15 protein-coding genes are annotated in these 16,340 nt (G+C 69.1%); 7 read left to right on the top strand and 8 right to left on the bottom strand.

Annotation, left to right across the window (positions count from 1 at the left end; translation table 11 throughout):
- Nucleotides 1–19 precede the first annotated feature (19 nt).
- On the top strand, nucleotides 20–358 hold the full coding sequence (locus tag HB662_RS27405; protein WP_168054912.1) for a hypothetical protein: 339 nt from the start codon (nucleotides 20–22) through the stop codon (nucleotides 356–358).
- Nucleotides 359–450: 92 nt separating this feature from the next.
- Nucleotides 451–1,086 (top strand): SCO family protein, encoded by a 636-nt coding sequence (locus HB662_RS27400; protein WP_168054994.1) that lies wholly within the window; start codon nucleotides 451–453, stop codon nucleotides 1,084–1,086.
- A gap of 77 nt (nucleotides 1,087–1,163) precedes the next feature.
- On the opposite strand, the gene HB662_RS27395 is transcribed toward HB662_RS27400, so the two are convergent.
- The gene (locus tag HB662_RS27395; protein WP_168054992.1) at nucleotides 1,164–1,463 is read right to left on the bottom strand and encodes a heavy-metal-associated domain-containing protein; all 300 of its coding nucleotides are present in this window, start codon (nucleotides 1,461–1,463) and stop codon (nucleotides 1,164–1,166) included.
- 131 nt (nucleotides 1,464–1,594) lie between these two features.
- Between HB662_RS27395 and HB662_RS27390 the strand changes: the two genes are divergently transcribed.
- The 5 genes from HB662_RS27390 (at nucleotide 1,595) to HB662_RS27370 (ending at nucleotide 6,979) form a co-directional block, all read left to right on the top strand.
- Nucleotides 1,595–2,329, top strand: a complete 735-nt coding sequence (locus HB662_RS27390; protein WP_171970294.1) for a cytochrome c biogenesis CcdA family protein — start codon at nucleotides 1,595–1,597, stop codon at nucleotides 2,327–2,329.
- Nucleotides 2,330–2,353: 24 nt separating this feature from the next.
- On the top strand, nucleotides 2,354–3,010 hold the full coding sequence (locus HB662_RS27385; RefSeq protein ID WP_245185955.1) for a DsbE family thiol:disulfide interchange protein: 657 nt from the start codon (nucleotides 2,354–2,356) through the stop codon (nucleotides 3,008–3,010).
- Nucleotides 3,007–3,672 carry a TlpA family protein disulfide reductase gene (locus HB662_RS27380; RefSeq protein ID WP_342449599.1) on the top strand — a complete coding sequence of 222 codons (666 nt, stop codon included), beginning with the start codon at nucleotides 3,007–3,009 and terminating at the stop codon, nucleotides 3,670–3,672. The genes HB662_RS27385 and HB662_RS27380 overlap by 4 nt, the downstream gene beginning before the upstream one ends.
- A 213-nt stretch (nucleotides 3,673–3,885) precedes the next feature.
- Complete coding sequence (locus tag HB662_RS27375) at nucleotides 3,886–6,465, top strand: heavy metal translocating P-type ATPase (protein WP_168054990.1); 2,580 nt, start codon at nucleotides 3,886–3,888, stop codon at nucleotides 6,463–6,465.
- Nucleotides 6,466–6,490: 25 nt separating this feature from the next.
- The gene (locus HB662_RS27370; protein WP_168054988.1) at nucleotides 6,491–6,979 is read left to right on the top strand and encodes a MerR family DNA-binding protein; all 489 of its coding nucleotides are present in this window, start codon (nucleotides 6,491–6,493) and stop codon (nucleotides 6,977–6,979) included.
- A 453-nt stretch (nucleotides 6,980–7,432) separates the two neighbouring features.
- Here the strand turns inward: HB662_RS27370 and HB662_RS27360 are convergent, their stop codons facing one another.
- The 7 genes from HB662_RS27360 to HB662_RS27330 all read right to left on the bottom strand — a co-directional run bounded on the left by HB662_RS27360 (nucleotide 7,433) and on the right by HB662_RS27330 (nucleotide 16,300).
- Nucleotides 7,433–8,338 carry an MBL fold metallo-hydrolase gene (locus HB662_RS27360; protein ID WP_408871685.1) on the bottom strand — a complete coding sequence of 302 codons (906 nt, stop codon included), beginning with the start codon at nucleotides 8,336–8,338 and terminating at the stop codon, nucleotides 7,433–7,435.
- Between the two features lie 356 nt (nucleotides 8,339–8,694).
- On the bottom strand, nucleotides 8,695–9,483 hold the full coding sequence (locus tag HB662_RS27355) for a Bax inhibitor-1/YccA family protein (protein WP_168054986.1): 789 nt from the start codon (nucleotides 9,481–9,483) through the stop codon (nucleotides 8,695–8,697).
- A gap of 301 nt (nucleotides 9,484–9,784) precedes the next feature.
- Complete coding sequence (locus HB662_RS30100) at nucleotides 9,785–9,940, bottom strand: hypothetical protein (protein ID WP_168054984.1); 156 nt, start codon at nucleotides 9,938–9,940, stop codon at nucleotides 9,785–9,787.
- A gap of 63 nt (nucleotides 9,941–10,003) precedes the next feature.
- Nucleotides 10,004–11,803: a glycoside hydrolase family 15 protein gene (locus HB662_RS27345; protein WP_168054983.1), complete on the bottom strand. Its 1,800-nt coding sequence runs from the start codon at nucleotides 11,801–11,803 to the stop codon at nucleotides 10,004–10,006.
- Between the two features lie 17 nt (nucleotides 11,804–11,820).
- Nucleotides 11,821–12,636 carry a glucose 1-dehydrogenase gene (locus tag HB662_RS27340; protein WP_168054981.1) on the bottom strand — a complete coding sequence of 272 codons (816 nt, stop codon included), beginning with the start codon at nucleotides 12,634–12,636 and terminating at the stop codon, nucleotides 11,821–11,823.
- Nucleotides 12,637–12,656: 20 nt separating this feature from the next.
- Nucleotides 12,657–15,398 (bottom strand): NAD-dependent epimerase/dehydratase family protein, encoded by a 2,742-nt coding sequence (locus HB662_RS27335; RefSeq protein ID WP_209443500.1) that lies wholly within the window; start codon nucleotides 15,396–15,398, stop codon nucleotides 12,657–12,659.
- Nucleotides 15,395–16,300 carry an NAD(P)/FAD-dependent oxidoreductase gene (locus HB662_RS27330; RefSeq protein WP_168054978.1) on the bottom strand — a complete coding sequence of 302 codons (906 nt, stop codon included), beginning with the start codon at nucleotides 16,298–16,300 and terminating at the stop codon, nucleotides 15,395–15,397. The genes HB662_RS27335 and HB662_RS27330 overlap by 4 nt, the downstream gene beginning before the upstream one ends.
- Nucleotides 16,301–16,340 lie beyond the last annotated feature (40 nt).

Genomic DNA, 16,340 nt, shown 5'->3' with positions numbered 1-16,340 from the left:
CCTACCAAGGAGATCGACCATGCAGACAACAGCGACCAACACTCCTTCCCCTTCCTCGTCCGCGGGCTGCTGCGGCGCCGCTTCGTCCTCCAGGCGGTGGTTCGCCAACCGCAAGATCCTGCTCGCCGCCGTGGCGGTCGTGGCCCTGGGCGGCGCGGCGGCATTCGGCGGCTGGGGCTGGCTGGTAGCTGCCGGCCTTGCCCCGCTTCTGCTGAGCGTGCTGCCCTGCCTCGTGATGTGCGGCCTCGGCCTCTGCATGATGCGTAAGGGGGCGGGCGGCGGGACCGCCAACGCGACCGCGGACGCGGCGGCTACCGCGGCGGCGCCTATCCACCGCCGGGAACGGGGCGTGGCGTGAGGCGGCGGCGCGCGGTCCTCCTCGCCTTGGGCGCGGCGCTTCCGGCCGCCGCCGTCCTGGCCCTGCCGCCGCGGCCGGCCGGGGCCCACTCGATGAAGGAGGTCGAAGGCCGGCTGCACGACCGCGAGCAGTTCTTCCAGCCCTTCGAGGCGCGCCCCGCGCCGGACTTCGCGCTGCAGGACGCCGAAGGGCGGCCGGTCGGCCTCGCCGACCTGCGCGGCAAGGTGGTGGTGCTCCACTTCATCTACGCAAGCTGCCCGGACGCCTGCCCGCTGCACGCGGACCTGATCGCGCGCATCCAAGAGATGGTGAACCTCACCCCCATGCGCGAGCAGGTGCGCTTCGTCACCATCACCACCGACCCGGAGCACGACACGCCTGAGGTGATGCGAGGCTTCGGCGAGACGCACGGCCTCAAACCCGCCAACTGGACCTTCCTGACGAGCGGGCCGGAACGACCGCAGGAAACCGTCAGGCTGGCCCAGGCCTTCGGCCTCGTCTTCGTGCCGACGGGGGGCGGCCAGCAGATGCACGCCGTCGTCACGCAGGTGATCGACCGCGAGGGCCGGCTCAGGGCGAAATTCCACGGGCTCGACTTCAACCCGACGAACCTCGTCCTGTACCTGAACGCGCTGACCCACGACGAGGACGGCGACGCCCAAGCCCCACCATTGCCTCGGCCGGTTCCGCCGCAGGGCCTCTGGGAGCGGCTGCGGAGCCTGCTATGACCGCCACCGGATGGCCGCGGCGATGCGCATTGGCCACAGCGGCGCACCCGATCGCCCAGGGCGCCGCCGGAAGCAATTCAACCGCAGCAGCCGCCGCGGCGGCGCTCGTTCGCCGGCAGGTCGGGCCATTCGGCCTCGCCCTCCGGCAGGATCCGGGCGGTGTAGCCGGCGGCCTCGACGGCCGCGGCGAGTTCCTCGGGGTGCGCGGAGCCCTCAATCACGGCGTAGCTGCGCGCGAGATCCACGACGGCCCGCTCGACGCCGGGGGCGCCGGCGAGCGCGCGCTCGACGGTGCGCACGCAGCTGCCGCAGGTCATGCCCTCGACCGAAAGGAAAGTCCGGCGGGTCCGGGTGTCATCGCTTGTGCTGGTGCTCATCGGTACCTCGCGTCTGGTGTCGCTGTCTACGGCCCAGGTGAAGCCGCGGCGCACGCCCTTCAAGGCGACGGCCGCAATGGAGGCCGTCGGCGGAGTCACGCACCCGCGATCACTGAAGGCCGGCGCTGCGCATGCTGAACATCGACCTCTCCCCGCTTGGCCTGACGCTGGCCTTTGGGGCGGGGCTCGTCTCCTTCCTTTCGCCGTGCGTGCTGCCGTTGGTACCGGGCTACCTGGCTTGGGTCGCTGGCACCGACCTCGCCGGAGCGCAGGCGCGGCGCGGCCGGACCTTCCGCCTCGGCCTGTTCTTCGTGCTCGGCTTCGGGGCGGTCTTCGTGGCGCTTGGCGCCGGTGCCACCGGCCTCTCCGGCCTGCTGCGACGTTGGAGTACCGAGGCCGCGGTCGTCGGCGGAATCCTGGTGGCAATCCTTGGCCTGATGCAAATGGGCCTTCTGCGCCTTCCCGTGCCGCTGCTGCGCGACCTCCGCTTCCGCCCTGCGCTCGAAGGCGGTACGCCCGCCCAGGCGGTGCTGGTGGGGGTCGCCTTCGGCTTTGGCTGGACGCCCTGCATCGGTCCGGTGCTGGCGGCGGTGCTTGCGGCCGCGGCGGCGGCCCGCGGCGCGGCGGACGGCGTGGCCCTGCTCGCGGCCTACGCCGCCGGGCTCGGCGTGCCCTTCCTGCTCGCCGCGCTATACCTGCCCGCGCTGCTCGCCCGCGTCAGGCGCACCGCACGCTTTGGCCTCTGGCTGCAACGGATAGCTGGCGCGGGGATGGTGGCGATGGGCATGGCGATGATCACTGGCGACTTGACCCGGTTCGGGGCCTGGATGCTGCGCACCTTCCCCGCCCTGGCATTGATTGGTTGAACGGCAGGAGAGGAGCACTCCAGCATGACAGCCTCCCGCAATACGAGCTCTGACATTGGCATCATGCCGAACGATGCGCCGGTCGGCGCCACGCACCGTGCGCCCGCCGATGCTGGGCGACGGCCGGGCTACTGGCATCGGCGCGCCATCCTGTTCGCGCCCCTTGCGGTGTTTGGCGGGCTCGCCGCAAGCTTCGCAGTAAGTCTTGGACGCGATGTGAGGTTGGTTCCCTCGCCCCTCATCGGCAAGACTGTACCCAGATTTGACCTGCCGCCTGTCCAGGGACGGCGCCTTGGCTTGTCGGACACCGATCTGCGCGGAAAAGTGTCACTGGTCAACGTCTTCGGCTCCTGGTGTGTCGCTTGCCGCGAGGAGCATCCGCACTTGATGGGGCTCGCGCGGCGGGGCGTCGTGCCAGTGCATGGGCCGAATTACAAGAATGCGCCCGACGACGCGGCTGGCTGGCTGGACGCGATGGGCGACCCGTACACCCGCACGGGCGCGGACCGGAACGGTCGGGTTGCACTTGATTGGGGCGTGTACGGCGTGCCCGAAACCTACGTCGTTGGCGCCGATAGCCTGATCGCCTTCAAGCACATCGGTGCGGTGACGCCACAGGTGTTGGAGGACACGATTCTGTCCTTGGTCGAGCGCCTCCGTCGAGAGGGCATGGAGTCGTGATCCACACACGCAGCGGCAGCACCAGCGCGCGCCGGCTCGCGCTTGGGATAGCTGTGGCGGGGACCGTCACGGCCGTGCTGGTACTGGCCTTCGTCATGATCCCTACGACGACGCGACTGCCGGAACAGTCCGCGGTCCCAACCTCCGGTACCCTGGCGAACCGCCTCACGCTCGTGCCGCTCGACTCGCCGCGACCGGTGCCGGACCTGCGTTTCGTCACCGCCGAGGGACGAACTTTGACCCTTGAGGACTTCCGCGGCCGCGCAGTCGTGCTGAACATCTGGGCGACCTGGTGCGTCCCGTGCCGGGTGGAAATGCCCGCGCTGGACCGGCTACAGGCCGCGCTCGGCGGTGATGGATTCGAGGTGGTGGCGCTATCCATCGATCGCGGCGGCCCACCAGCCGTCGAGGCATTCTACAAGGAAATCGGCCTCCGCTCCCTGAACATCTATGTGGATCCAACTGGCGCGGCGTCGCGTGCGCTCAATGCGGTTGGTATTCCGACGACGCTGCTCATTGATCGAGACGGGCGGGAGGTTGCCCGGAAGATCGGCCCCGCCGAGTGGGACAGCCCGGAACTGGTCGGCGCCATCCGGCGGCATCTTGACCTGCCGGAGGGTACTGATGTGGCACCCGTCGTCGCCCCCACGCCGCGGCGGTGAGGCGAGCAGGGCAACGGCGGTGAAGAGGGCAGGGTGAGCGCAGCGCTGGAAGAGCGGCAGGCAGGTCAGGGACCGGCACCGCGAAACCTCGTGGTGCCGCCCGACGCTTCCACCTCCGGCACCCGAATCCGGGCCGGCAGGCCGGCCGCCTTGACCTTACCATGGTGGGAATCACCACCTCAGGTCCGACGATCCAAACCGCGGAGAAAGCTCATGGCCCCTGAAGCAAACCTCGCGATCCGCAACGGCCTACCGCCCGCCGCGCTTTCCTTGCCGGTCGAGGGTATGACATGCGCCTCCTGCGTGCGCCGCGTCGAGAAGGCGCTCGCTGCGGTGCCCGGTGTGGCGCAGGCTGCTGTCAACTTGGCTACCGGGCGGGCCGAGCTGCGCCTCGAGGGCGCGCCGGACCTGCCGGCGCTGGCGGCCGCGGTCGAGCGACTGGGCTACGCGGTGCCGGAGGAGACGACCGACCTCTCTGTCGAGGGCATGACCTGCGCATCCTGTGTTGGACGCATCGAACGCGCGTTGCGCGCGGTGCCTGGGGTGCGGGAAGCCTCGGTTAACCTTGCCACCGGGCGCGCCGTGGTCCGCCACGTCGGCGGCCTGGATCCCGCCACGCTTGAGACGGCGGTCGACCTTGTCGGCTACGCGGCCCGCCGTGCTGCACTTGAGGCCGCCGCATCTCGCGAGGAGCGTGAGCGCGAGGGACGGGAGCGCGAGCAGCGCTCCCTCGGGCGCGCCACGCTATCTGCCGCCCTGCTGACATTGCCTGTCCTGGCAATCGAGATGGGTGGGGAGCTGGTGCCGGCGGTGCACAACCTGGTGGAGGCCACCATCGGGATGCAGGCCTCCTGGTATCTGCAGTTTGTCCTCGCCACGCTCGTGGTGTTCGGCCCCGGGTTGCGCTTTCACCGCAAGGGCTGGCCGAACCTGCTGCGCGGTACGCCGGACATGAATTCGCTGGTCGCGCTCGGTACCGGCGCGGCGTGGGCCTATTCGGCGGTGGCCACCTTCGCGCCCGCGCTGCTGCCCGCGGACGCCCGCCACGTCTACTACGAAGCCGCGGCGGTGATCGCCACGCTAATCCTGCTCGGGCGTTATCTCGAGGCGCGCAGCAAGGGCCACACCTCAGAGGCGATCAGGCGCCTGATGGGCCTGCAGGCCAAGACCGCGCGCGTCGAGCGCGGGGGTGAGGCGCTGGAGGTCCCAGTGGGTGAGGTCCGGGCCGACGATGTCGTGCTGGTGCGCCCCGGCGAGCGGGTGCCGGTGGACGGCGAGGTGCTCGACGGCGCCTCTTTCGTGGACGAAAGCATGGTCACCGGCGAGCCGGTGCCGGTGCGCAAGGAGGCGGGCGCGCGGGTGGTCGGCGGCACGGTGAACAAGGCCGGAGCCTTCCGCTTCCGCGCAACTGCCGTCGGCGCCGATACGGTGCTAGCGCAGATTGTCCGCATGGTGGAGGCGGCGCAGGGTGCGAAGCTGCCGATCCAGGCGCTGGTGGACCGGGTGACGATGTGGTTCGTGCCTGCTGTCATGGCGGCCGCGGCCGCGACCTTCGGGATCTGGCTGGCTTTCGGACCAGACCCAGCGCTGACCTTCGCCCTGGTGAATGCAGTCGCGGTGCTGATCATCGCCTGCCCCTGCGCCATGGGCTTGGCGACGCCGACCTCGATCATGGTCGGCACCGGCCGCGCCGCCGAGATCGGCGTGCTGTTCCGCAGGGGCGAGGCGTTGCAGAGCCTCCGTGACGCCGCGGTGGTTGCGGTGGACAAGACCGGAACGCTGACGAAGGGCCGGCCCGAGCTGACCGACCTAAATCCCGCTCCGGGTTTTGAGGCGGACGAGGTGCTGGCGCTGGTCGCCGCCGTTGAAGCGCGCTCCGAACACCCGGTGGCCGAGGCGATCGCCGAGGCGGCGCGGCACCGTGGGCTGTCCCTGGGCGAGGCCGAGAACTTCGAGGCGGTGCCGGGCTACGGCGTCGCCGCGATCGTGGCAGGGCGGCGGGTGGAGGTCGGGGCGGACCGCTACATGGCCCGGCTCGGCCACGACGTGGCCGCCTTCGCCGAAGCCGCGGTGCGCCTCGGGGACGAGGGCAAGACGCCGCTCTACGCCGCGGTGGACGGACAGCTCGCCGCCGCGATCGCGGTCGCCGACCCGGTCAAGGAGACAACGCCCGCGGCGGTGGAGGCGCTGCACCGCCTTGGTTTGAAGGTCGCTATGGTCACCGGCGACAACCGCCGCACAGCGGATGCGATCGCGCGGCGCCTCGGCATCGACGAGGTAGTGGCGGAAGTGCTGCCGGACGGCAAGGTGGCGGTGGTCGAGCGCCTGAAGGACGGCGGGCGCCGGAAGGTCGCCTTCGTCGGCGACGGCATCAACGACGCCCCGGCGCTCGCGGCAGCGGACGTCGGACTGGCCGTCGGCACCGGGACGGACATTGCGATCGAGAGCGCCGACGTGGTGCTGATGTCGGGCGACCTGCGGGGCGTGCCGAATGCGATCGCCCTGTCACAGGCAACGATGCGCAACATCCGGCAGAACCTCTTCTGGGCCTTTGCCTACAACGTGGCCCTGATCCCGGTGGCGGCGGGGCTGCTGTACCCGACCTTTGGCCTGCTGCTCTCCCCGGTGCTGGCCGCCGCAGCCATGGGTCTGTCCAGCATCTTCGTGCTGAGCAACGCGCTGCGCCTGCGCACCTTCCGCCCACCTATGGCGGCGAGCGCAGCCGCCTCCGAGGCGATGCCGCTCGTCGGCGCGGGTGAAGCCCACCGCGCACCGAGCGGCGTTCCGGCGTGACCGCACAGGCAAAGGGGAGCGGGCCGTGAACATTGGCGAGGCCTCTGCTGCATCTGGCGTGTCAGCCAAGATGATCCGCCACTACGAAAGCATCGGCCTCGTCCCGACGGCGGACCGCACCGAGGCAGGTTATCGCATCTACGACAAGGCCGACGTTTGCACGCTGCGCTTCGTGCACCATGCCCGTGACCTCGGCCTCCCGTTGGACAAGATCGGGGAAATTCTCGGGCTGTGGCGCAACCCAAATCGCACGGGCAGCGAGGTGAAGAGGTTGGCGCTCGAGCACGTGGCAGCACTGGAGGCGAAGGCGGCGGCCCTCCGGGCCGTGGCCGCCGCGCTGCACAACTTGGCTGAGGCGTGTGACTGCGGCCGCCGACCTGGTTATCCCGACTGCTCGTCGTCCGACGAAGGGGCGGCCGCGCCGCAGCGCCGCGGTGAGGGAGGCGGACGACCGACCGCGGCTTGCGGCGACCGCCGCCGCCGGGAACGGGCTGGCCACCCGGGATTGACTTGAGGACGGTTGGGATGTTGCGGGCTGCAGGCCATGAAAACCTCACGGGGCACCGTCAACTTGTCAGCCTTTGGCCGAAGTTGATGGTAGCGCGGACTGCGACAAGGGCATGATGTTCAAGCTGCGGTAGCAAACCCGCTAAACGTCGGCCCACGTCTTGAACGCAAAGCGCCCTTGCGGCCCGGGTACTCTCAGGCGGTGACGTGGTCGTGGCAGAGATTGAAGAGGTTGTTGACCTTGTCGTGAGCGGAGAGGAAGCGCTGTGCCAGTCGAGGCGATTTGAAACGCTTCATCTGGCGCTCTCTTCGTCCCCGCGTAGAGCGACTTGGTGGCGGGTGAGTTCATCCCGGCCCGCTACTGGAGCAGCACGCCACCCGCAAGCAGCCATCAACTTGACAGTGTCGTCCGCGGCGTCAGGGCAGACTGTCATGGATACCGGCGCCCAATCCCGCCCGTTCAATCCGCATCAAGGCGCGGCTCCGCGGTCGTCGGGCCAAAGCGGTTCAGCGGCAGCTTGAGGTAGGAGGTGCCGTTCGCCTCGGGTTCCGGCAGGCGGCCGCCGCGGAGGTTGACCTGCAGCGCGGCGAGCATCAGCCCGGGCAGAGGCAGCGTCCGGTCGCGCTCCTCGCGCAGCCGCACGAACTCCTCCTCGCCGACGCCGTCGCGGAGGTGAACATTGTGTGCCCGCTGCTCGGCCACGGTCGACTCCCAGCGCGCCGCGCGCCCGCCTGGGCGGTAGTCGTGTCCAGTGAAGAGGCGCGTCTCCGGCGGCAGCGCGAGAATTCGTTGGATGCTGCGGTACAGCGCCCGCGCGTCACCACCGGGAAAATCGGCCCGCGCCGTGCCGGCGTCTGGCATGAACAGGGTGTCGTGGATGAAGGCGGCGTCCCTGACGAGATAGGTGACGGAGGCCGCCGTGTGGCCCGAGGAGAAGATCACCTCGACCTCCAGCCCGCCGATTTGGAAGCGGTCATCTTCGGCGAACAGGCGGTCCCAGTGGCGGCGGCCCCGTGTTTGAAGCTCCGGCAGATGGTAGATGTCGGCCCAGATCTCCTGCACCGCGGCGACGCGCTCGCCGATGCCGGTCGGTGCGCCCAGGCGGTCACCCAGGTAGGCCACGGCGGACAGGTGGTCGGCGTGCGGGTGAGTATCGAGCACCCACTCCACGGTCAGGCCATGCGCCCGGACGTGGTCGGCAATCTCGTCCGCAAAGCGGGTGTCGGTGGCGCCGGAAGCGCTGTCGAACCCGAGCACGGGATCGATGATAGCGCACCGCGCCGTCCCGGGGTCCGCGACGATGTAGGCAACGCTCCCGGTGCCCTCGTCGTGAAAGCCGTGCACGATCGGTCCGCGTGACATCATCGCCTCTCCTCCGTCGCTTGCTAGAACGGCGCGGCAATTATTAGGACAGCGAGCATCGCCGCGCCGAGCGTGACGCGGTACCAGGTAAAGAGCGCGAAGCCGTGACGCTCGACGTAGGCGGCGAGCATCGGACAACCACGAGCGCCGTGGCGAACGTCGCGGCGAATCCAACTGCGCTCAACGTGCTGCCCTTAACATTGAGGGCTACGCGGTTCCTGTAGAGGTCGAAGGCTGCGGCCCCAAGCAGGGTAGGGCAAACGACCAAGCCACTTCTCATATTAGTCGCCCATCCCGCATCTCCTCCCGTCCCCTACGGCGAACAGGAGCGCGCGCCGCCGTCGAAACTACGCCGCCCACTACTCCTGCTGGCGGACGCCCATGAACTGCAGCAGCAGCATGAAGAGGTTGATGAAGTTCAGGTACAGCCCCAGCGCGTCCATCACGCTACGCTTCGCCGCCAGGTCGGCCCCCTCGGCGTAGGCGTGCTCGACGTAATCAGCCTTGATCCGCTGGGTGTCCCAAGCCGTTAGGCCAAGGAACACGATCACGCCAATGACGCTGATCGCGAACTGCAGCACCGTGGAGCCGATGAACATGTTCACCAAGCTCGCAATGATGATGCCGATCAGGCCCATCATCATAAAGCTGCCCATTCGCGTTAGATCGGCCTTGGTTGTGTAGCCGTAGAGGCTCATGCCGCCGAACATTGCCGCGGCGACGAAGAAGGCGCGCGCGACCGAGGCGCCGGTGTAGATTAGGAGGATGTGTGAGATGCTGGCGCCCATTACCGCCGCGAAGGCCCAGAACAGCAGCTGCGCGGCTGTTTTGGACAGCCGATTGATGCCGAAGCTCAATACCAGAACAAAAGCCAGGGGCGAGAACATGGCGATGTAGGCCAGGATCGTCGGCTGGACCGCGACGCCGCCTGGCGTCATCACACGCTGATAGAACAGCGCCTGCAGCTCAGGGGTATTCGCGATCAGGTACGCGACGGCGCCGGTCAGCAGTAGCCCCGAAGCCATCCAGTTGTAGACGCGAAGCATGTGCGCCTGGAGCCCGGCATCGACGGCGGCCGCGTCGAGGACCGCCGTGCGACCTGAGCTTGGCGCACCCGTCGTGGGTTGATAATCGGGATGAAGGGCCATTGTCGTGAACTCCTTGTTCGAGGCATCGGCATTCGGATTCAAAGGTGGAGACATTGTCGTCTGGCACAAGCGGGATTCGGGGGACGCGTAGCCGGATGCGACGCCCCAACCCGCACTTGTCCAGGAGCGTCGGCGCGGGCCTCCCCTTGGCTTGCGCATGTGCGCCCGACTGTTTGAAAAAGGCATCGCCGCAGTAAAGCATGATGTTCAGCACGAAGACGGTCATGCTTCCTAGCGTCCCACTCGTGAACATGTCGAACATGCCCAGGATCCCGCCCCGCGTTGGACGAGGATCTCGCCCTCACCGCGGCGTCCAGACTGGAACGGGCAGGTAGGTGTCGAAGCGGTAGACGATCAGCGCATTCAGCGTGAACCGGACGCGCTTCTTGAGCAGCGTAGCTTTGGCCAGCACACCGAGGCTGAGACTGGTCGCAGACTGTTCGACGGCGGACGCCATCCGCTATCCTCCACCCGGCTGCGGCGCCGGAGGATCGCGCGCCGTAGCTGTTCGTTCCCACGCTTAGGCCCCCTCCGCGCGCTGCCGCGCCGGCTGCGCCGCGGCCGAAAGATTACGCGCGGTGTTTGCTAGGGCGAGGTGGCTGAAGGCTTGCGGGAAATTGCCGAGCTGGCGTCCCGCGCGCGGGTCGTACTCCTCGGCCAGCAGCCCGACATCGTTGCGCAGCGCAAGCAGGCGCTCGAACAGCGCCCGCGCCTCTGCGCGGCGGCCGAGCAGGGCCAGCGCGTCGACGTACCAGAAGCTGCAGGCGAGGAAGGCGCCCTCACCAGGCGGCAGCCCGTCCCCGGCTTCGGCCGTGTCGTAGCGCAGCACCAGGCCGTCGACCATCAGGCGCCGCCCGACCGCCTCCACCGTGCCGCGCACGCGCGGGTCGCCAGGCGGCAAGAAGCCCACCTGTGGGATCAGCAGCAGGCTCGCGTCGAGCGTCTTGGAACCGTAGGATTGGACGAAGCTGTTTAGCTCCGGGTCAAAGCCCCGCCGGCAAACATCCTCGTGGATAGTTCGCCGCAGCGCGCGCCAACGTTCCACCGGGCCCTCCAGTCCGAACTCCTCCACGCCCCGCACGGCACGGTCCAGCGCCACCCAGGCCATGACCTTCGAGTGGACGAAGTGCCGGCGGTCGCCGCGCACCTCCCAAATGCCCTCGTCCGGGCGGTCCCACACGGCCACGACCTGCTCGGTCAGCGCCCGCTCCAGCGCCCAGCCGGCGGCGCTCGGGGCGAGCCCCGCGCGCCGCCCCTGGTGCAGCGCATCGGCCACCTCGCCGTAGACGTCGAGCTGGAACTGGGCGTGGGCGGCGTTGCCGACGCGCACGGGGCGGGAGCCCTCGTAGCCCGGCAGCCAGCCCAGCTCTCGCTCGCCCAGGTATCGTTCGCCGGCCAAGCCGTACATAATTTGTGTCTGCGAAGGGCTCCCGGCCGCCGCGCGCAGTAGCCATTCGCGCCAGGCCCGCGCCTCCTCGAGGTAGCCCGCGTCGATCAGGGAGATCAGCGCGAGGGTGGCGTCGCGCAGCCAGCAGAAGCGGTAGTCCCAGTTGCGCGGGCCGCCGATCCACTCGGGCAGAGAGGTGGTCGGTGCGGCGACGATGCCCCCCGTAGGCGCGTAGGTCAGCGCCTTGAGGGTGATATGCGAGCGCAGCACTGCCTCGTGCCAGTCGCCGGTGTGCCCGCAGCGCGCGGACCATTCGGTCCAAAACGCCTCGGTGTCCGCGAGGGCGACGTCGGGATCCGCGGGCGGGGGCGCGGGCAGGTGCGAGGGGCCGTAGGTGAGGACAAAAGGCACGACCTGCCCCGCCTCCACCGCGAATTCGCCCCGGGTGACTAGGTCCTCGCCCTGCAGCGGCACCGGCGTGTGCAGCTCGACCATGTCCGGCCCGGCGATCGCGCGCAGGCCGCCCCCCTCCGGCAACCGCGTTACCCAGGGCACGTCCGCACCGTAGCCGAAGCGGAGCAGCAGCTCGGTGCGCATCGCCACCCGCCCGCGGTGGCCGACGACAAGCCGGATCAGGTCCGAGGCGTGCCCGCGCAGCGGCATGAAGTCGACAAGCGTGGCGGCGCCCTCGGCGGTCTCGAATTCTGTCTCGAGGATCAGCGTGCCGGGACGGTAGCGGCGCGTTACGCGCGGGGCCGGGTCGGACGGGGCGACCAGCCAGCGCCCGTGCTCCGGCCCACCAAGCAGCGCCGCGAAGCAGGCGGGGCTGTCGAAGCGGGGCCAGCACAGCCAGTCGATCGAGCCGTCTCGCGCCACCAGCGCCGCTGTCTCGCAATCTCCGATCAGGGCGTAGTCCTCGATGCGTGCCGCCAAACCTCATTCCTCCGCCGTTAGCCGTTGCCGCGGAAGGCGGGGTAGAGGGTCATGCCGCCGTCCACGTAGAGCGTCGTGCCGACGACGTAGTCTGATGCGTCGGAGGCGAGCCAGATGGCGGCCTCCGCCACGTCCTCTGGCTCGCCAATGCGGCCATAGGGGATCAGCGCCAGCAGCCTCGCCTCAGCCTCCGCCGTCTCCCATGCCTCGCGGTTGATGGGTGTGCGGATGGCCCCGGGGGAGATCGCGTTCACGCGGATCCGCTTCTCTGCGAGTTCCTGCGCCAGGGTCTTCACGAGCATCGCCACGCCGCCCTTGGAGGCGGCGTAGTTGGCGTGACCTGCCCAGGGGATCACGTCGTGCACTGAGCTCATGCAGACGATCTTGCCCGCCGCGCGCGAGGGGCCGTCGGACGCGGCCCCCTGCGCCAGGAAGGTACGCACCGCTTCCCGTGCGCAGAGGAACTGGCCGGTGAGGTTGACGTCAATCACGCGGCGCCACTGCGCGGCCGTCATCTCCGCGAAGGGTGCATCCTGCTGGATGCCGGAGTTCGCGACGAGGATGTCGAGCCGGCCGAAGGCGCCGAGGAAGGCGCCGAACATCGCCTGCACCTGCGCCTCGTCCGAGACGTCGGCGCCGAGCGCAATTGCCTCACCACCCTCGCGGAAGATCTCCTCCACGAGCGCTTCCGCCGCGTCTCGGCCAGAGCGGTAGTTGATCCCCACCGCAGCGCCGGCCCGCGCGAAGGCGCGGGCGATACCGGCGCCGATGCCGGAGCTGGCGCCGGTGACGATGGCCTTCTGGCCGGACAAGGGCCGATGCGCCTCAGTCATCTCTATCTCTCCCTCGGGCCCTAGACCACGTACCGGTCCCAGCCGGCGTAGTGCTCGTCGGTGCGCGGCCCGCGCGGCAGACTGAGCCCGATCAGCAGCACGCCTGCCGCGACGCTCGCCCAGGCGGCGACGGGCGAGGCCACGCCCTCCAGGAGCCAGGGCGCGAGCGTCAGCCAGGCGCCGAACAAGGCGTTCACAAACCGCAGCGGCCGCGCAACCTCCGCCGTGGCGATGATTGCCACCGTGAGGGCGAGCGCCCCCACCACGTGGTCGCTGTTGGCCATCGGCCCCGACGTGCCGAAGACCAACCGGGTAAGCATGAGGAACACGCCGATCGCGATCGAGACCCCGAGTGTCCAAGGCAGCGTTATGCCGCGCGTCGTGTCCGCCCAAAAGACAGGCCAGCTAACGAGAGCGTCCGAGCTGTCCTCCTGTCCGCCATCGACCGCTTCGCCCTTGAAGAAGGTGCGGAGCAGCGGCTTGCCCCGGCAGTGCGACCAATAGAGGAACTGGCCCATTGCGATCACCTCGTCCAGCGCGAAGGGAATCATAACCAGCATTGCGAGCGCAGCGATGAGCGCCGGCGTGCTCCAGGTCCCGATCATGATTGGCTGGATGATAATGAAGTAGACGCTCACCACCCCGAGCGGGATCACCAGAATGCCGAAGAAGGTCACCATCCAGGGCATCGTGCGCCAGCGGGCACGGGTGCCCATCACCGCCATGAGGATCTCGAGCATGTAGCTGACCGCTCCAAGCCCGGCGTCCGGGATCGGCCAGGCCTTCGAGACAGAGGAGGTGATGATCTCCGCTGTGCCGTTCCTGGGGTCGACCGGGTCGCCCGCAAAGAAGGGCTCCCAGACGAAGTCCACGTGGCCGAGCTGGTAGGCCGTGAGCATGCGCGAGATGAGGAGGCCGACGAGGCCGAGCGCCGCGATCGGCAGCCGCTGCGCCCCAGTCGAGGGGCAGTAGGTCCAGCCCGGCGGGATGACCTTGGGGTCCATCATGCCGGCCATGCTCATGCCCGGCATCATCGGCACTAGCACGGCAAAGGTGATCACCAGCGCGCCGACCAGCAAATCGTTGTTGTACTGGGCGGCGCTCGGGCTCCAGAAGAAAAGAGGTGCGAACAGGAGCCAGATCCCGATGCTGGCGTTCGCCCATTGCGCGAACCAGGATGTGCGCTTCGAAAGCGATAGGGCGCCGAACAGGGCTATCAGCAGCCCGCTCACGACATCGCTGGCCATGAGCGCGCTGGCCCGCCACTCGACCGAGGGCAGCCCGCGCTCCTGCGTGATCTCGCGCACCGCGGCGCTGACGGATTCGGTCGTCACGGCGTCGTAGACCAGCGGGCTGGCGGCAAGCCAGAGGCCCAGGCCAATATTGGCGAAGTGGGCCCAGCGGGTGCGCCGCGCATCCGCCTCCATCGCCGCCATGTGGTCATGCCCGCCCATGCCCGCCATCGCGCCGTGCCCGACATCCGCCTTGCCCTTCCCGGCGTGGCCCATGGCAGCATGATCCACGGCTCCGTCTCGTGCTGCGGCGGGCGAGCCCTCGGCCTTGGTCGTCTCTGAGGCGTCCGGCGACGGCCGCTTGCCGTACCAGGCGACGAGCGAAGGGTTGAGCTTGTTCGCCTTGTACCAGCCGACCGGGTTGCGCTTCAGCGCCTCGACCATCCTGGGCAGCGCCTCGCGCAGTGAGTGCTTCGGCTCCCAATTGAGGAGGCTGCGGGCTTGCGAGATGTCGAGGATGTAGTGGTCACTCGACTGCTCGACCATCCAGGGCTTGACGAACTCGTCCCCGCCCAGCACCTCGTTCTGGAGCCACACGCCTGCCATCGCCAGGGTCTTTGGCACCCGGACAGTGGTCCATTCCTCTCCGTGCAGCGCCTCGCCGATGATGTTCTGGACCTCCGCATAGCCAAGCGCCTCTGGCTCGCCGACGAGGAGCGGCAGCTCGGGGGGGAGTTCACGGCGGCGCTCGATGAGGCGCGCGATGGCGTCGGTCAGGTCGTCAAGGTGGAGGAAGGATTGCCCAGCGCAGAGCATCCCGGGGTAGACGTGAGCGGCAAGCCGGTGCTCGTAGATGCGCGCCACCTGCTCGGCGATGAACGGCGAGTGGCCGAAGTCGTCGTAGACTCCGGCGATCCGCAGGAACACCACGGGCACTTTGCCGTGTCGCTCCCGCAGAAGCGCCTCGGTGCGTACCTTCGACTCCGGGTAGGCCCAGGACGGTTCAATGGGCGAGGATTCGTTGATCCTCTCGTCCGGCCGGTCGGTCGGCTTGTGGACGAGCATCGTGCTGGCATAGATGAACTGGTCGACCTCGAAGGCCTGGAGGGCATCGATGAGCCGGCGCGTGCCCTCGACGGTGATCTTGTCGTAGAGCGGGTTGGCCTCGCCCGAGACGTCGTAGTAGGCGGCGAGGTGCACGACCGAGGCAATGCGGTTGCCGAAGCGGCGCCTCACCTCCTCGAGCGCCGCCTTGACCCCGTCGTCCGAGCTCAGGTCGAAGTCGATGGCGTGGGCCGGCGCAGGCGGGTCGGGTGGCCCGGCGCGGTCCAGGCCTACAAGAGGCAAGCCCGAGGCGGCGAGCCTGCCAATCAGTGCCGACCCAATGAAGCCGCTGCTGCCGGTGATGAGAACGGGCCCGTCTGGGGGCGAAGAACCGAGCATGCGAGAATTCTCCGTGGGGCGCCTGCCAATGCTACCGACAATCCGACGCCATGCGGGCTCCGCCTCTCCTCGATCGATGGTCGTCATCGAAGATCCTCCTTGAGCAGCTCTGTGTTGATTGCAAAGGCCGCCATCGCGCCCTCGGCCGCCGCGACCACGGTGAGCTGCACGCGGCGGGACGCATCGCCCGCAACGTACAGACCCGGAACGTCGGTGGTTTCATACCTGCCGGTCTGGACGTCGCCCCGTCGCGTCAGCGTGCAGCCGAGCCTCTGGGCGAGGTCGCTGGACTGGCGGTCGTCGCTGGCGAAGAACAGGGCGCGGCGCGAGAGCGCCTCGCCAGTCTCAAAGCGGATGCACTCCAGCTCGCCGTCACGGGCCTCGAAGCGGGCGATGCGCTCCTCGCGCAGGCCGATCCCGTTGCGGGTCAGCTGGTCAAGGTCGTCCGGCGGTAGCCCGGCCGGCCCGTCGGTGCACAGCACGAGGTCGCGGCTCCAGACCGTCAGCTCTAGGGCGAGGGCCTTGCCGGCCTCGCTATGACCATGGATGGCAAGCGGCTGGTTGCGGTGCTCCCAGCCGTCGCAGTAGGGGCAGTGGAACGCGCTCCGGCCGTAGATCTCCGCGAAGCCCTCGACCTCCGGCAGCGCATCCACGACACCGGTCGCCAGCAGTAGCTTGCGCGACGCCTCGACGCGGCTGCCGCCGCTGTCCAGGGTGATCTCGAAATCGCCGTCGGGGCGGCGCCTAGCGTCGGTCGCCTCGGCGTTCCGGATCTCCACGCCGTCGTAGGCGCCAAGCTGCTCGCGCGCCAGCCGGCGCATCTCGGCGGGGGGCGTGCCGTCCCGGGTGAGGAAGCCGTTGAGGTGCCGGGAGGCCGCATTGCGCGGCCGCCTGGCGTCGCACAGAAGCACGCGCCGGCGGCAGCGCCCCAGGATCAGGGCCGCGCTCAGGCCGGCCGGCCCTCCACCCACAATGATGACGTCGTACATGGTCGCTCCCGTGCTCACCTGCGTCTGGCCTTGGGCCGGA

The organism is Falsiroseomonas frigidaquae (assembly GCF_012163145.1).
Lineage (GTDB): Bacteria > Pseudomonadota > Alphaproteobacteria > Acetobacterales > Acetobacteraceae > Falsiroseomonas > Falsiroseomonas frigidaquae.
This window is presented reverse-complemented; position numbering and strand designations above follow the sequence as displayed.

What these genes read in the sequence shown, in the direction of transcription:
- HB662_RS27390 (WP_171970294.1), top strand. Translation starts at nt 1,595, where the DNA reads ATGCTGAACATCGACCTCTCCCCGCTTGGCCTGACGCTGGCCTTTGGG.
- HB662_RS27405 (WP_168054912.1), top strand. Translation starts at nt 20, where the DNA reads ATGCAGACAACAGCGACCAACACTCCTTCCCCTTCCTCGTCCGCGGGC.
- HB662_RS27330 (WP_168054978.1), bottom strand. Translation starts at nt 16,300, where the DNA reads ATGTACGACGTCATCATTGTGGGTGGAGGGCCGGCCGGCCTGAGCGCG.
- HB662_RS27400 (WP_168054994.1), top strand. Translation starts at nt 451, where the DNA reads ATGAAGGAGGTCGAAGGCCGGCTGCACGACCGCGAGCAGTTCTTCCAG.
- HB662_RS27355 (WP_168054986.1), bottom strand. Translation starts at nt 9,483, where the DNA reads ATGGCCCTTCATCCCGATTATCAACCCACGACGGGTGCGCCAAGCTCA.
- HB662_RS27385 (WP_245185955.1), top strand. Translation starts at nt 2,354, where the DNA reads ATGACAGCCTCCCGCAATACGAGCTCTGACATTGGCATCATGCCGAAC.
- HB662_RS27375 (WP_168054990.1), top strand. Translation starts at nt 3,886, where the DNA reads ATGGCCCCTGAAGCAAACCTCGCGATCCGCAACGGCCTACCGCCCGCC.
- HB662_RS30100 (WP_168054984.1), bottom strand. Translation starts at nt 9,940, where the DNA reads ATGGCGTCCGCCGTCGAACAGTCTGCGACCAGTCTCAGCCTCGGTGTG.
- HB662_RS27335 (WP_209443500.1), bottom strand. Translation starts at nt 15,398, where the DNA reads ATGACGACCATCGATCGAGGAGAGGCGGAGCCCGCATGGCGTCGGATT.
- HB662_RS27340 (WP_168054981.1), bottom strand. Translation starts at nt 12,636, where the DNA reads ATGACTGAGGCGCATCGGCCCTTGTCCGGCCAGAAGGCCATCGTCACC.
- HB662_RS27395 (WP_168054992.1), bottom strand. Translation starts at nt 1,463, where the DNA reads ATGAGCACCAGCACAAGCGATGACACCCGGACCCGCCGGACTTTCCTT.
- HB662_RS27360 (WP_408871685.1), bottom strand. Translation starts at nt 8,338, where the DNA reads ATGATGTCACGCGGACCGATCGTGCACGGCTTTCACGACGAGGGCACC.